Origin of the sequence: Paenibacillus algicola (genome assembly GCF_005577435.1) — a bacterium.
In the GTDB taxonomy this organism is placed as follows: Bacteria; Bacillota; Bacilli; order Paenibacillales; family Paenibacillaceae; genus Paenibacillus_AQ; species Paenibacillus_AQ algicola.
In genome coordinates, this window is sequence record NZ_CP040396.1 from 921,131 (window position 1) to 936,510 (window position 15,380).

10 protein-coding genes are annotated in these 15,380 nt (G+C 48.3%); 8 read left to right on the forward strand and 2 right to left on the reverse strand.

The genetic code is table 11. The features are described from left to right. Positions 1 to 129 precede the first annotated feature (129 nt). From E6C60_RS04075 to E6C60_RS04100, 6 genes are all read left to right on the forward strand, one after another. Positions 130 to 1,674 (forward strand): sulfatase-like hydrolase/transferase, encoded by a 1,545-nt coding sequence (locus E6C60_RS04075; protein WP_138224660.1) that lies wholly within the window; start codon positions 130 to 132, stop codon positions 1,672 to 1,674. A gap of 24 nt (positions 1,675 to 1,698) precedes the next feature. Beyond that, entirely contained in the window at positions 1,699 to 3,129 is a 1,431-nt protein-coding gene (locus E6C60_RS04080) for a family 43 glycosylhydrolase (RefSeq protein ID WP_233281131.1), read from the forward strand. Between the two features lie 14 nt (positions 3,130 to 3,143). Next, positions 3,144 to 4,721, forward strand: a complete 1,578-nt coding sequence (locus E6C60_RS04085; RefSeq protein ID WP_138224661.1) for a type 2 periplasmic-binding domain-containing protein — start codon at positions 3,144 to 3,146, stop codon at positions 4,719 to 4,721. Between the two features lie 222 nt (positions 4,722 to 4,943). Beyond that, positions 4,944 to 6,191, forward strand: a complete 1,248-nt coding sequence (locus E6C60_RS04090; protein ID WP_138224662.1) for a hypothetical protein — start codon at positions 4,944 to 4,946, stop codon at positions 6,189 to 6,191. 332 nt (positions 6,192 to 6,523) lie between these two features. Next, positions 6,524 to 8,053, forward strand: a complete 1,530-nt coding sequence (locus E6C60_RS04095) for a glycoside hydrolase family protein (RefSeq protein WP_138224663.1) — start codon at positions 6,524 to 6,526, stop codon at positions 8,051 to 8,053. 94 nt (positions 8,054 to 8,147) lie between these two features. Then, positions 8,148 to 9,767 (forward strand): hypothetical protein, encoded by a 1,620-nt coding sequence (locus E6C60_RS04100; protein ID WP_138224664.1) that lies wholly within the window; start codon positions 8,148 to 8,150, stop codon positions 9,765 to 9,767. Between the two features lie 198 nt (positions 9,768 to 9,965). On the opposite strand, the gene E6C60_RS04105 is transcribed toward E6C60_RS04100, so the two are convergent. Both E6C60_RS04105 and E6C60_RS04110 read right to left on the reverse strand, forming a co-directional pair. Beyond that, positions 9,966 to 11,372, reverse strand: a complete 1,407-nt coding sequence (locus E6C60_RS04105; RefSeq protein ID WP_175415186.1) for a sensor histidine kinase — start codon at positions 11,370 to 11,372, stop codon at positions 9,966 to 9,968. Then, complete coding sequence (locus E6C60_RS04110) at positions 11,356 to 12,180, reverse strand: response regulator transcription factor (RefSeq protein WP_138224666.1); 825 nt, start codon at positions 12,178 to 12,180, stop codon at positions 11,356 to 11,358. Before E6C60_RS04110 ends, E6C60_RS04105 begins: the two co-directional genes overlap by 17 nt. A 90-nt stretch (positions 12,181 to 12,270) precedes the next feature. Here E6C60_RS04110 and E6C60_RS04115 point away from each other — a divergent pair, with 90 nt between their 5' ends. Together E6C60_RS04115 and E6C60_RS04120 are read left to right on the forward strand one after the other, a co-directional pair. Then, positions 12,271 to 13,428 (forward strand): alpha/beta hydrolase family protein, encoded by a 1,158-nt coding sequence (locus E6C60_RS04115; RefSeq protein ID WP_217496378.1) that lies wholly within the window; start codon positions 12,271 to 12,273, stop codon positions 13,426 to 13,428. A 206-nt stretch (positions 13,429 to 13,634) separates the two neighbouring features. Next, positions 13,635 to 15,380, forward strand: a complete 1,746-nt coding sequence (locus E6C60_RS04120) for an ABC transporter ATP-binding protein (protein WP_138224668.1) — start codon at positions 13,635 to 13,637, stop codon at positions 15,378 to 15,380.

The window sequence follows — 15,380 nt, forward strand, 5'->3', positions numbered from 1 at the left end:
TTGGGAGTTTACACAATCTATTTTACAGACTCCAGAATCAAGACTTCTAACCCTTATTTTTAACCCAGGTGTCCAGAATTTAGGAAGTGCTAACAGTAATAAATTTAATATGCAAAAGGGAGCTGAAGTATGGCTGACACACCAAATATAATCTATATTTACGCAGATGATCTTGGCATGGGGATGCTGTCTTGTTACGGGCAACAAGTGATCGAGACGCCCAATATTGACCGCATCGCGAATCAAGGCATGCGCTTCACAAGAGCGTATGGGACCTCTTTTTGTGCTCCTGCGCGGGCCAGTCTGCTGTGCGGCATTCACGACGTGCATGCGGGAAGGTGGACATATACTCCAGGCAATGTCTATAAGAAGTTATCGACAGGCGAAATCGGCAATGAGGATCTCCAAGAGCTGTTATACAACACCGGTATTGAAGCGCAGGCGGGGGATGAATTTTTGGCTTCCGTAGCGCGCAAGGGCGGATACGCTACCGGACAAATCGGAAAGCTGGAATGGGGATTTTCCACGACGGCCCGGAGCATCGGGGAACATGGTTGGGATTATCACTACGGTTATTACGATCATATTCAATGCCACGGCTTTTACCCTCCGTTTCTTTATGAGAATGGGATGAAGATAGAAATTGATGGGAATACGGACGTTCACTGCGGAAATCCGGCCTTGACGGACCCTCAAGATATGAGCTGCAGAAAGGTGTATTCTCAGGATCTGTTCGATGAGAAAATTTCACAGTTCATTCGCGCGAACCAACATTGTCCGTTTCTGTTGTATCATCCGAGTCAGCTTCCTCACGGTCCAATTTATTATCCGGAGGTATACCCACAGCTTCGAGATGACGAGAGATTGACGGAACAGGAGAAGCAATATGCGTCCATGGTTCTTCGTCTGGATGAGACGGTGGGTAAGATTTGGGAGCTGCTAGATGAGCTTGACTTGAGTGATCGTACGATCGTTATGTTTGCTTCGGATAACGGGCATGAAACCTATTATTTGCAAGAGGGGCGCACGGTGAAGGATCGGACGCTGGAAGGCAAACCTATGAATGACATTGATGCTCCATTCCGCACGCGTACCAATGGGGATGTCTTTAACGGTAATGCTGGTATGGCTGGCCTAAAGTTCTCAAACTGGGACGGGGGATGCCGGATTCCGTTTCTGGTTTCCTGGCCGGGCGTTATTCCCAAAGAGAGCGTTTGCAATCAGTTGATTGCGAACTATGATACGATGGCGACGGTAGCCGAGATCGCAGGCGTTCCGTTACCGGAGAGAAGCGACGGCCTTTCATTTCTGCCTGTACTTCGGGGAGATTCGAACCCGCCAAAGCACGAATATATCGTGTTTGGGGGCCCCTACGGCCCGGCACTCGTGACAGAGGAAGGCTGGAAGCTTCGTGTAGTCATTCCGGAAGCGCTGCGGAAGAAGCCATCCCTGAATTATGAGGAAGGCGTGGCGATCGGTTTGTATCATGTCACAGATGACCCGTCGGAGGAACGAGAGTTGTCGGCGGAATACCCGGAGCTTGTAAAAAGGCTCAGAGGCTGTTTATTGAAAGCTTGCGACGGAAATTTGTTGAATGGGACTTCTGGAAGACATCAGGTGTTTCCGGATATCTATATTCCAACCTTTCAAGAGGTGTTGAAAGGAATCATTTGATCAGAAAGGTGGCCTAGCATAACAGTGGAACACTATATGAATCCGATTATTGCCGGCGATTATCCTGATCCCTCGATTGTGCGGGTGGATCAGGACTATTATATGACGCATTCGTCCTTTCAATATGCTCCTGGATTATTAATCTGGCATTCAAGAAATTTAGTTCATTGGGAGCCTGTAGGGTATGCTCTTCAGGAATATCTTGGGGATGTGTGGGCCCCCGACTTTATTGAGCATCACGGAATGTTCTATATTTACTTCCCTGCGAACGGAACAAACTGGGTCGTAACGGCCCCTTCCCCAATAGGGCCATGGAGTCGACCGATCGATCTGTCGGTAGGGCATATCGATCCGGGCCATATTGCTGCCCCAGACGGCAAACGGTATTTACACCTGTCCGGCGGACACTTCGTGGAATTAGAGGCAGATGGCTGCTCTGTGATTGGCACACCAAGAAAAGTATATGTGGGCTGGTCCTATCCACTAGAATGGCGAGTCGAGGGTTTTTGTCTCGAGTCCCCGAAACTGCGGTATAAGGACGGCTATTACTATTTGACCTCAGCCCAAGGCGGAACGGCTGGTCCTGCTACAAGCCATATGGTCGTTTCCGCTCGTTCGCGGACTCCATGGGGTCCTTGGGAAAACTCACCGTATAATCCGATTGTTCGGACTTCAAGCCGATCCGAGCGATGGTGCTCGCGAGGACATGGCACGCTGCTCGACGCATCAGATGGTACCTGGTGGATGCTGTACCACGGATACGAAAAAGAATTCTATACATTGGGAAGGCAAACCCTGATGGAGCCTATTGAATGGACGTCGGACGGGTGGTTCCGGGTCCCAGGTGGCATACAACCTGACCAGCCCCTGCCCCTGCCCCTGCCTTCAGGCGCCTCAGTGGATCCATCGGATCATGGCATGATGCTCTCCGACTCGTTTGCTGAAAGCAGATTAGGCTTGCAGTGGCAACGTTTCGGGGCATCCATTGACGATCATCGTTACGAACTCAAGGATCGGAGTCTGACGATTCACGCCGATGAAGTCGAGCTATCCCCGCTTCTCTGCATCGTACCGGATCATGCCTATTCAATCGAGACGGAAATTAGCCTGCTGGATGAAGGAGCAGAGGGACTGCTTCTCCTGTTTTACGATCGAGCTTGTTATATGGGAATCGGGCTCAGCAAGCATGGTGTATTCGGCATCCGACGCTCGCGGAAACTTAAACCTAGAATCTGCAGTGCAAACCGCGTGAGACTCAAGCTCATCAATGACAATCATGAGGTAGAGCTTTATTACAAGCTGGAAGAAGAAGATTGGGTGAGGCTTCCGGAGACGATGGATACGTCCGGGTATCATCATAATGCACTGGGCGGGTTCCTGAGTCTTCGGGCGGGTATTGAGGCAACAGGAAAGGGCCGCGTGCAATTCCATGATTTTACTTATTGCAAGCTTTGAAAGGAGAAGATGAAATGAAGAAAAGGATGTACTTAACATTGGCTTTTGTCATGATGATCGTTATGGTATTGGGCTGCAGCGAACAGAGCAGTGGAACGGCTGGAAGTACAGGGAATGCGCCAACAACAGCTGGCAAATCGAGTGGGAACGAAGCCGATCAACCGAAGGAAGAGGAGCGTGAGAAGCTGTCCATCAGTATGCTGGCCCCGTCTTATGCCGGCGGGGGGTGGCCGGACAATAATCATCCGACTATTCAATATTTAAATGAAAAATTTAATGTTGAACTGAATATTCAGTGGATCCCCGGTCCGAATTATGATGAGAAATTAAATGTCATGGCAGCATCAGGGAATTTGCCGGATCTTTATAAGGTATTGCCCGCAAGTGATTTATTTATTAAATGGCAGGGAGAAGGGGCTTTTGTTGATCTTCAACCTTATTTGAAGGATTATCCAAACTTGCAGAAGGCATTTCCACAGGAGATCTGGGGTATGCGCAATCCCAAGGATAAAATCTATGGCGTGCCTCAGGGATCTCCAAACACTCCGTTCTCTTACGTCGTAAGAAAAGACTGGCTGGATAACCTGGGAATTGAAGTGCCGGAGCCAGGGGGATTTACGGTAGATGAGTTTTACAGAATTGCCAAAGCATTTGCACTAGAAGACCCCAATCAGTCCGGTAAACAGGATACGTTGGGCTTCTCCTTCGGCGAATTTGCCGGGGAAGCTCCTCTAAGGTATGCATTCGGTCTATCTCCGGGCTGGCAGGAAATCGACGGACAATTGGTGCCTTTTCAGGTGCAGGCTGAAGAGATGAAGAACTATCTGACCTTCCTGAACAGAGCTTATCGCGAAGGTGTCCTTGACAAGGATTTCCCACTAAACAAAGGCAGCGACATTCAGGATAAAGCCAGCTCCGGAAAACTCGGCATCGATCATGCGATTCCAGTCGCCATGATTCGTCATGAGAGCAAGCTCAAAGAGGCAAACCCTGAGGCTGAGTTCATCCAGTTGCCTCCTCTTATAGGCCCTACGGGGATACAACTGAACGATTCAAAGGAAATGCTGGATAAAATCGTACTGAATACTAAAATGGATGAACAAAAAATCAATAGAATTTTGGAAATTCTGGATTGGTGGGTTACCGAGGAAGGGACCGACATCATTAAGAATGGTCCTCCAGGCGTGTATTACACAGAAAACGGAGATGGCACATTCACTCCTGCCGAATCCGTTAAAAGTGAAGGGAACCGAATTGCGATTCTGAACAATTGGTTTTTCAGAAGCATTGCGAATGATCATGATGTGTATAAATGGGATCCTGAAGCATATAAAGACCGAATTATCGGATTTATGGAAGAGGCATCCACTTACGCAGCTCCTTTAGATCCGGTTGCAGGCATCACACATCTATCACCAACGTATGCCAAGAAGGCAAAGGAAATTGAGAAGGACTATTTGCAAGATGTATACAGTATCATCATTGGAACTAAGCCTATTGATCACCTTGACTCAGCCATTGCGAAGTATAAAAAGAACGGTGGAGACCAGATCATTAAAGAGCTGAACGAAGCCTATCAAAGCTTGAAATAAAGCTCGAGATTGCCTACCGCCAGGTGACGGCAAATGGCCGCCAGGCAGGAGAGCGGTAGCGTTTTATATCAAACAACGGAACCAATACGGTACCCCGCTCGACGGCCGCTGTACATATACTAAATTCATCGCTCGGTCGTCGGCGGTACTCTCATCAAAAATACTTGCCGAATGAGTCATCCATGCCGGTTACTATATCATTCATAAAAAGGAGTGGTGTAAATGGGGCATACCCAGCTTGAAATTCGAGGCGAGAACTTCTACATCAACGGCATCAAGGTGTACGCCGACATCCCGGGGAGCAGGCAAGAGGCTCACGGGCTGCTAATGAACGCCAGATTTATTCAGGGAATCTTTGACGACAAAGCTGATCCAGGCCGCTTCAATCGGTTTGGCCGCCAATGGGATCCGGATCGTAATACGGACGGGTTGATCGAAGCTTTGCCTGCGTGGTATCAGTATGGTTTACGCGCGTTCACAGTAGGCTTTCAGGGCGGAGGCCCGTGCTTTACCGTTGCCAATCATACGATCGAGAACAATCCGTTTGGTCCGGACGGCTCTCAGCTGGATCTGGAATATGCGGCAAGAATGGACCGCTTGATCAGGGCGGCGGATCAGATCGGCATGGCCGTTATCGTAAGTTATTTCTATCCGGGCCAAACCGCGCGGCTTGCGGACGGTAAGGCCGTGCTGAATGCGGTCCGCACGGCATCCCGCTTTTTGAGGGAAGGGGAATATACCAATGTGATCATTGAGGTCTGTAATGAGCACAATCTTAGCAAGCATCCGCTGCTCCAGCAGCCAGAGGGGATGGTTGCCCTGATGGAAATCGCTCGCCAGGAATCGGGTGGATTACCGGTAGGCTGCAGTGGGGCCGGCGGTTACATCCATGAGGAGGTTTGCAGGGAAAGCGATGTCATTCTAATTCATGGCAACGGACAGACCCGGCAAATATATCACAATATGATCCGTAAAGTGAGGGAGTGGGCGCCGGGCAAGCCGGTTGTCTGCAACGAGGATTCCCCGGCCATCGGTCAGCTGGAGGTTGCTTACCGCACGCGCTCGTCATGGGGATACTACAACAATATGACCAAACAGGAGCCGCCGGTAGATTGGGGCATTACGGAGGGCGAGGACCGATTTTTTGCTCTGCGAATGGCAGAAGGAATTGGCATTGTTACGGAAAAGCTGCCAGAGGATGAGCGATACTATTTGCAAGGATTCGAGACCGGCATGGAGTTTGAAGGCAAACGTTGGATTCGGCTCGCAAGCTTGTATCCCGAAACGATCGATTATGTTGATTTCATGGTAAACGGCGAATGTGTGTACACCTGTTATGTGGAACCGTTCATGGTGAACTACGAAAGCAATTGGTACCAGCGGGCTTGGCAGGGAGAGATGCGTAAGGAAGCCTGGACAGCGATTGTCCGTTTGAAGGACGGACGGACGATTCAAGTTAATGCCGTATAACTCGTCATTGCAGCCCAGCAGCCATGGATGTGCGCATTGCATGGCTGCTGGGTCGAAGGCGAACGCGAACACATATTGGTTTGATGATGGCAAACTAATGAATCCCTCGGAAAACGGCCCTTTTATGACCGTTTCATCCGGGTATCTTCGGCTATTTCTGGCCTCGGTTTCATCGGAGGCAATCGGATTTGTAGTTTGTTAAGGGGGTGAGGGAAATGTGAATATAATGCTGGGATTAAGATTTGCAAGCGATAACTGAATGGAAAGGAAGTAGAGAGAGCAACTAACCGTGTAAAGACGATAATCCCATTGAAGGAGGTATTGATATCAATATGCGGAGGAAATGGTTCGCACTGCTACTAGCTGTATTCACGGTCACAGGGGTGCTGAGCTCCCAAGGCACTGCATCTATGAAGGGCTATGATAAAGGATTGCAGCTGCAACGTTTCAAAACTGTACAGCCGACCTTACACTATCCTCGGGGCATCGAAGTATCTCCGCGATACAGGGTCATGGTCAAGCCGGCAGGGGACAAAACTCCTTGGAACAAGGCAGCGAACGGGACGGCAGCCTACAAGGCCTGGCCCGATTACGTCGACCCGGAAACCATTCCTGCTGCTTATAAAGACAACAGTGTCCACTTGTCTCAGATCGATACGAAAACCCGGGTCCGCATCAGGGTGGAATTGATCGACGGCGGTACGATCGAGACGCTGAAGGTCAATCCAAGCCGGTACAGCGAGGTGCAAGCCACACTGACAAGCGGCAAGGACTGGCTGGAATTTGAAGTTAACCCCTCCGATTTGACAAAGCACATACTGGTGGAGATCAATGCCCCGGAGTCAGGGCCATACAGTGAAGGGCTTATGTTGTTCGTCAACCCGCTGTCCCAAATCCCCAGCGGAAATGTGCTGATACTGCCTCCAGGTGTGATCGGGAGTAGGCACCCCGCGATGAATGAGCTTAACGCAATTGTCATTGATGAGAACAGCCCGTATGACGCATTGTACATTCCGCACAACACCATCGTGGATGGCAGGATCGAGGTAAGGAAAGAAGGCTTTACGATTGCCGGTCGCGGGATGGTGGTCGGCTCCAGATGGGCATGGCCCAAGTCGAAGCCGGATTGGGCGCAAAACTATCCTAGTGATATTTCTCCCGACGGCAGTGTGATTAAAGGCATTATTGACATGAACGGCGGACAAGCGGAAGGAATTGCAACCATCCATCCGTATCACTTTAATTATGAAGGTGCAGATAGCTACTCCAATCTTAAAGCGTTCGGATGGAGATTTTCTAGCGATGGCTTCCATGGCGATATTGTTCGTGGCAGCTTCGCGCGCGTCAATGATGACGCCAATTATTTTAACCATGGCTTAATTGAGCGCAATTCCTATTGGGGGATGCAGAACGGCGCTTTGTTCCAGCTTGGCTGGGGGCAGGCTGCTGCAGACGGAGGCGGAGGAACTCGGATTTCAGAGATTAACGTTCTCCGAGGAGAATGGATGAGCGATGGCGGGGATCGTCAGAACAATGGACTGTTCTCGGGTGTACTCCGGAATACAACAGGAGATCTCGAAGATATCGTGTTTGACGATATCCGGGTTGACGGAAGTCTCTTTCGTCTTATCGCATTTGATATGGATACACACAGCGGGACGCTAAGAAACTTCACTTTCCGCAACATCTGGATCGAGAAGCCATTTACCTATCCCTCTGGCGTCATCAATATGATCAAAGTAGGAGGAGGCATCGAAGACTTCGTGTTTGAAAACCTGACGGTAGGAGGCCAGCATCTGACAAGTCTAGAGCAGCTCAACCCGATGGACACCCCGTTTGGTGACGAAATCGAGTTTAGATAAAGGCAGGCAAGCCCACTTCAGTCCAGTAAATAATTACGAATGAGAGGTGTCAAAGTTGAAAATAAGATTCGGGAAAAAGCTTGTTTCAGGGATAATGGTCCTATCGCTGTTCTTCTCTCTGCCCTTCGTATCTGCAGGTGCCAGCCCTCAGGTTCCGGACAAGGCGGAACAGCATGCGGACGAGCACAGCAAACGGAATGAAGAGAGATTCGTAGTTTATCCAAAGCCCGGCGACGCTACCAAGGAGTCAGATACCTTTGCTGTTACGGTTGAACAGAACGGGGTAAAGGCCGCCTCTTTCGTTAATCTGTCTGAACCCCCGTTATTTGACAAGAATGATCCGAAGAGCGGCAATGGGAAGGACGGTGCCGAAATCTACCGTGAGTCAGGAACGACACAGCATTGGACAACGTTCTCGCTCAGCGGGACGGCTCAGGTGGAGGTGCGAAGATTGGATTGCGTACCGTTCGAGTCGGTAAGGGTGCTTCCGTCCCGATACGGGATCGAGGCACAGATTGGGGATGACGGCTCTACGGTTACATTTCCCATCAAACCGAAGCAAAAGGTGTTCCTAGAAATCAATGGCCAGTTGATTGACCGTATGTTTGTATTTGCTGATCCGCTGGAGGATCCCAAGCTTGTGCCCAACAGCAAGAGAGGCAATGTGTTCGTGGCGAAAGCCGGTGATCGCCCACTTGATGGACTCAAGAAAAATGACAAAGTGCTGTATTTCGGTCCGGGCGAGTATAACATTGAAGAGTATGGACCCGTCAATACGGGAACGACACAAACCGATAGAACAGGATCGAACAAGGCATGGGTGGTCCCTTCTCATATCGAGCAGATCTATATTGCCGGTGGTGCAATCGTCTATGGCGGATTCTTCATCCAGCATGATGGTGTGACAGTGAATGGCCGAGGAATTCTATCCGGTGAGCCGCTGCTGTATCATCAATTAAATCTTCTGGAATTCCAAGCCGGCAGTAAGGGTGGATATGTTGAAGGCATCACACTTGCCGACGCCGTGCATTATGCCCTGCGGTCATGGGATGCACACTACGACGGCGCCAATTTTAAGGTTCTCGCGAACTGGAGATATAATAACGACGGTATCAATCTTACCGAAGATTCGACAGTCGAAGATGTCTACCTGAGCGGGAACGACGATACCGTAAAGCTGTATTTCGGCGGGGCTACTCTAAAGAATGCGGTGATCGGACAGATGGTCAATGGGGGTGTGTTCCAGTTCGGTTGGGGCTTCCGCGATGTGGCGGACATCCATGTTTCGAATATCGACATCGTATTTGTGGATGGAAGAAACAGTCAGAGTAATCTCGGCATTATTAATTATCGCCCACGGGCGAGCAACCAAGAAAATCGGGAGTACGTCATTGAAAATATCACCTTCGACAGTATACGTGCTGACGGACCAGCCATCAAGCTGATTGCGCTCGGACTACCCGAGAACCAAGTGTTCCGCAATATTACAATCCGCAACTCGTACATTCACAGCTGGCCGTTTGAACAGTTTAAAAACTTCATCAAAGGATCCACAGATTCTTCAACAAGCGGTCTTGGACGGGTCGAAAATATCGTCCTCGATCATGTTCAAGTAGGTGATACGTATCTAACTAAAGACAACTATTTAAACGTCGGAAATTTTGAGACTCTGCCGCCGTCTTTCGTGCCTGAAGTGAAGTTTATTGCAGAATAAACACAATAGACCAAAATAAAGACATGGCGGTGCTGGGATCACCTCCCTGACTCCACCATGTCTTTGTTTTTTGCTTCAGATCTCACTCAAGTGAGCTGCCTCGTTAACAAGGATCTACTTTTGGGACAGCCTCTGGCTTTAATCCTGTTGCCATGCTGAAAGAAGCCAAGTTAAATATACACTGTTGGATGAATTATTCTAATTTTTATACTCTTGTAGAGGAGGATTGGGGAGAACAAACCAAAATCTTACCCAGCCTTCTTCGCTGTGAACGCCGTACGGTAGCTCTAGTAAGAGAAAAAGAGATTTGCAAATCGCAAGACCTAGGCCGCTTCCCGATCCGGTGCTTTCACTTTTATAAAACCGTTCAAAAACGAACGGGAGATCTGTAGTGGGAATGGAGCCTTGATTGGAAACCTCGACGGTAATACCGGCAGCTGTGTCCCTTACTTTGACCCAAACGTCGCTTCCATGACGACCGTGCTTTATTGCATTAACAATCAAATTGGACATGATAGTGTGAAGCTTTTCGTCGTCACTGTAAACAATTTCGTTATGATTGTATTCCGAGATGATACGAATTCCTCTTTGTTCCGCCAACGAACGGTTGGCATCCACGACATCATTGAACAGCGTGGGTATATGTATCGCACGAAATCTGACTTTATCCAATCTGCTATTGTATTTAGAGAATTTGAGCATATCATCGACCATATGCTGGAGTCTATGCGTATTCTTGCTAATCTGACGACAATACCCGGTTAGTTCTTCATGTCCGCGCAAATCTTCCTCCATTAATTGGTTAAAAGCAGATATTGCGCTGATGGGCGTATTCAATTCATGAGATACGGCTGCATAAAAATCCTTCTCTGCCCGTTCCCGCTTCTGAAGTTCTTCGGCCATCGCTTCTACCGAGCGTCCCAAATCGCCTAATTCATCATTTCTCTTCCATGTTAATCGAATGCCGAATTGACCCGCGGCAATGCGACTTGCAGAGATCTGGAGCTCTTTAATCGGTTTGACAAGTGTCTTGGAAAGTACAAAAGCGATTAATGTTGCTAGCAACAAAGCTGTTACCCCAATTCCGATTAATTGTCCTGAAAGCATGTCATGAATTTGCTGGGAAAAGGACAACGGCAAAATTCCGATTACATATCCGTCATTGTTAAGGGGTTGTCCTGCAATGACCGCTTTAACCGAACTTGGATTATCCGCTTTGGGAACGGTAACGATGAAAGCTTCACGTTGGGCGATCTCACTTGCTCCCTTCGACAAGGCCGTCTCTAACATGATTTTCACCCTAAAGTTTCTCATAGCGGTCGAGCGCTCTAATATCATGTTCGGTCCGTAAACAGCAAGAATGCCATTCTGTTCGCTTTCAAAGGCAAGGATGTCCGAAGATACATCGGATTTCCGGTCAATCCGTTCTGACAGCCGATTGATTTCCTTATATAAATATTTCTCTGTACTAACACGATAATTATAATCCAGTTGAAGCACTTGAACGACAAAGAATAGAAGCATAATACTTGCTATAAGCAAAGCCATCGTTCCCCATAGCTTCAAAAACAGCCGATTGTGCGTTCCTTTATTTGGCGTACTCAAAAGCGTAGCCAACCCCCCATACTGTCCGAATCATCATGCTTTCCTCGCCAAGTGATTTTCTTATATTCTTGATATGTGAATCGACGGTTCGATCCGTAATTGTCAGATCATCTTTCCAGACTCGATCGAGTAAAGACGTTCGATTGAATACAATATTGGGATGGCTGGCAAGTAAAAATAACAAATCAAACTCCTTACGCGTCAAGTTAATCAGTGTACCACGTACTAGAACTTGCCGCGTCAACACGTTAATGGTGAGCTCTCCATAAGATAGAATAGGTTGTTCGGTTGTCGTGCCCGCATTCATATGGGATCGTCTCAGCAAAGCTTCGATCCGGAAGTGTAGTTCCTTGAGAGAAAACGGTTTGGTTACATAATCGTCCGTACCCGAAAGATAGCCTTGCTCCTTATCCCATTCCTGCCCTCTGGCAGATAAAATGATGATTGGAAGATTGGAGTGATCACGTATCTTCTTAAGCACCTCGAAGCCGCTCATACCGGGTAACATGATATCTACAATAGCGAGAGAAATGGAACTGTGTTTATGGAGCAGCAGTAAGGCCTCTTCTCCTTTAGTAGCACCGTAAACTGAATATTTATTTCTTTGCAGAAAAATGGTTAGCGCTTCAAGAATTGAGGAATCGTCTTCAACGAGGAGAATTTCTAGATTATCAGTCATCTTAACAGCTCCTGCAATAAATTCTATAGTTATTATTTCATTGTAGTCATCAATTGTCCAACAGAGAGAAATCATTAAATTCTCCATTATTTCATCACATTTTGGAGATATACTTACGATCGAATTCAATGTATGTCTCCGTATAGGTATTTGAGAAAGGAATGAAGAAAAATGATATCAATCAAACAAAAAAGAACGAAAAGAATCCTGATCGGATTCATGTCGGCAGTTATGATGGCGAGTTCTGTTGCATGCAGTGATGAAGTCAGCCAAGCCCCATTAACATCTATCCTGAACAAAGATATGGAAAAAGCACCGACGATGCTGCACAACGAAACCTTCTTCGTTGGAGGTGCTTACAATGGCACGCAGTACACGGGGCAATCCATGATTCACCGACTTTCATTGGGAGAGCCAACAACGCCTATTGTGATGCTTCCCGGATTGGGATTATCGGCGTATATCTACACTTCGACACCGGATGGAAGAGCGGGGTGGACCAGCGATTTCGCTGCTGGAGGATATGATACCTATGCCGTAGATACGCATAATCTTGCGGTATCCGGGTTGGATGCTGCCGCTTTCGGTACCGAAAATCAGCCAGCACTTTCAGTTTGGGGCGAGTCAAAAATATGGAAAACATGGGGATTTGGCAGTAAACCGAATGAGCCGTATGCAGATACACAATATCCAGTTGAGTATATTGAACAGTTGTACGCTTCGTTCTCGCCGCAAATCTCGGAGGGCAAAAGCTCAGGTGTTGAAGGAACGGGGACGCAAAGCTCTGTAAAAGGCGGAGGTGCCAGCGAGCAGCAGCCGGCAAATGGAAAGAAAGAGGCAGTTACTGGCGGACAGGCAGCGGAAGGACCAGCTAAGGGAGGCCAACGACCGGTCGGAACGGCTCAAGGAGAAACGACGGAACAAGGAGGACAAAGCTCCAGAAATGCTGACCCTGTCGAGGTTCAGAATATGATTGCTCTGCTCGAACGTACAGGACCGGCCGTGCTCATGGTGCATTCCATGGGTGGTGTTACAGGCTTCGAAGTGGTAAGGCAGCGTCCAGAGCTAGTAAAGGCTCTAATCGTCATCGAGCCGGTGGGATCACCGACCGATCAGGCGGATCTGAAGCAGCACTTTGTGGACGTTCCTTATCTAGCCGTATACGGCGATTATATTGAAAGCAGGGGACAGACCGGTCGATATGAGTCTTGCATGGAGACCGCAAAAGTGTTAAATGAGCTTGGCGGATATGGGGAAGTGATGACTTTGACTGAACTCGGATACAAAGGGAATACCCATCTTATGATGCAAGATATGAACAAGTCGGACATTGCAAAGCTTATAATGGAATGGATTCAGTCACATGTGAAAGTATAGAACAACTGGGCCGCCCTGATGTCGTTTATCGACAACAGGACGGCCTTCTTAATTAGTACATATATCGTTTACAGGAAGAGAAAATCCCCTCCCCACCCCATCCCACAAAGTAAGAATATCCATAAAACTAGATGTTTATCTCCATGTTGTGATCTCTTCAAGAGGCGTAAACTTTACATTGTGATGAAGAAGGGGAGGGATCATGAGTGAAGTCAAACACATTATTTAAGGAGCACATGCTGCAGTATAAGTTCAGCTATATGATAGGGACAGCGTTATTGTCCATATCCTGCCTTCTTCAATTGTATATTCCTCAGGTGCTTGAGACATTTACAGACCAATTGCAGGGAATGTCCATCACTTCAGAGGAAATCATCTCATTAGCTTGGTTGATCGCAGGGATCGGCATTCTATTGGCTGTATTTCGAGCTACAGCCCGGATTGCTCTGCTGCGGCTAGCCCGATTAATCGAAAAGAATGTGAGACAGAGGCTGTTCGTGAAATGGGAAGGCTTGTCCAACGAATACTTTTCCAGGCAGCGTATCGGGGACTTGATGTCCCATGCCGTGAATGACATTAACATTTTGCGGGAAGTAGGCATGATGGGCGTATTCGCATTGGTTGAGGCGGCTGTATTGATCGTTATAGCTATTGCGGCCATGGCGAGCACGGTTCATGCCGGACTTACCGCCCTGGTTATGCTGCCATTGCCGGTACTGGCGTATATGGCTTATCGTTTCCGTACACAAATTGAGGTGAGAACGACCCGTGTGCAGGAGGCTATTGGCCAGCTTACCAGCCGGGTACAGGAGTTCTGTGCAGGCATTCGAGTCGTCAAGGCTTATGTGCAGGAAGAGCAGGAGCTTGACAAGTTTAAACAGGACAATGAGCTCAATGTTGCAACCAATCAGAAGCTTATAGAGTCGAACTCCTTCTTTACCGCATTAAGCCAAGCCATCGTGGGTTTTAGCTATTTACTGTCTGTTGTATTCGGAGGGCTGCTGGTTATGCGGTCCAGTATCACCCTGGGTGAGTTTGTTGCCTTTAACACCTATTTAACGATGCTGATTCCCCCGGTGGAGAATTTGGGGCGCGTGATCAATGTGTTTCAGAGAGGAAGAGCAGCAGATATCCGGCTGCGCAGCATATTGAATACCCCGGCGGCGGTTGTTGATGCTGAGGAGGTGCAGCGAGTCCCTGATCTTAAGGGGCACATTGAGTTTAAGGGACTGAGCTTTCGTTATCCCGACCAGTCCAGAGAGGTGCTGGAGGATATTCAGCTCACGGTGCCGGCGGGCAGCAGCCTGGCGATTGTCGGGAAGGTAGGCAGCGGAAAAACGACGCTCGTCCACTTGCTGCTGCGGCTCTACAATCCGCCAGAAGGAACGCTTTTTATGGATGGTATAGATATAAGGAGCATTCCTTTGAAGCAGCTGCGGCAGTCGATCGGATTTGTGCCTCAGGAGCATATGCTGTTCTCCACAACGATCGGTGAGAATATTGCCTTTGACCCCAAGGAGTATACCTTCAAACAGATTACGGAAGCGGCCAAAATAGCTCAGGTGCATGATAACATCATTGAATTTCCCAGACAATTTGATACCTCGCTCGGTGAAAGAGGCGTGTCTTTATCAGGAGGACAGCGTCAGAGAGTGAGCATAGCCCGAGCACTCATCAAAGAGCCGTCCATCCTTATATTTGATGATAGCTTATCCGCGGTCGATGCAGAAACAGAAGAGAGAATTTTAGCAGAGCTCAAGAGAATGATGAAGAACAGGACGACCATCATTACAAGTCATCGGCTGTCTGCCATTCGACATGCAGATCAGATTGTTGTCATGGATCAGGGACGGATTGTTGAAAAAGGGACGCATCGTGAGCTGATGAAACAAGGCGGCATGTATGCTTCGATTTATCATATGCAGACTATGAACCGCGTAATGGAGGGATAG

Coding starts and splice junctions, on each gene's coding strand:
- E6C60_RS04075 (WP_138224660.1), top strand. CDS start 130: ATGGCTGACACACCAAATATAATCTATATTTACGCAGATGATCTTGGC.
- E6C60_RS04085 (WP_138224661.1), top strand. CDS start 3,144: ATGAAGAAAAGGATGTACTTAACATTGGCTTTTGTCATGATGATCGTT.
- E6C60_RS04090 (WP_138224662.1), top strand. CDS start 4,944: ATGGGGCATACCCAGCTTGAAATTCGAGGCGAGAACTTCTACATCAAC.
- E6C60_RS04095 (WP_138224663.1), top strand. CDS start 6,524: ATGCGGAGGAAATGGTTCGCACTGCTACTAGCTGTATTCACGGTCACA.
- E6C60_RS04100 (WP_138224664.1), top strand. CDS start 8,148: ATGGTCCTATCGCTGTTCTTCTCTCTGCCCTTCGTATCTGCAGGTGCC.
- E6C60_RS04115 (WP_217496378.1), top strand. CDS start 12,271: ATGTCGGCAGTTATGATGGCGAGTTCTGTTGCATGCAGTGATGAAGTC.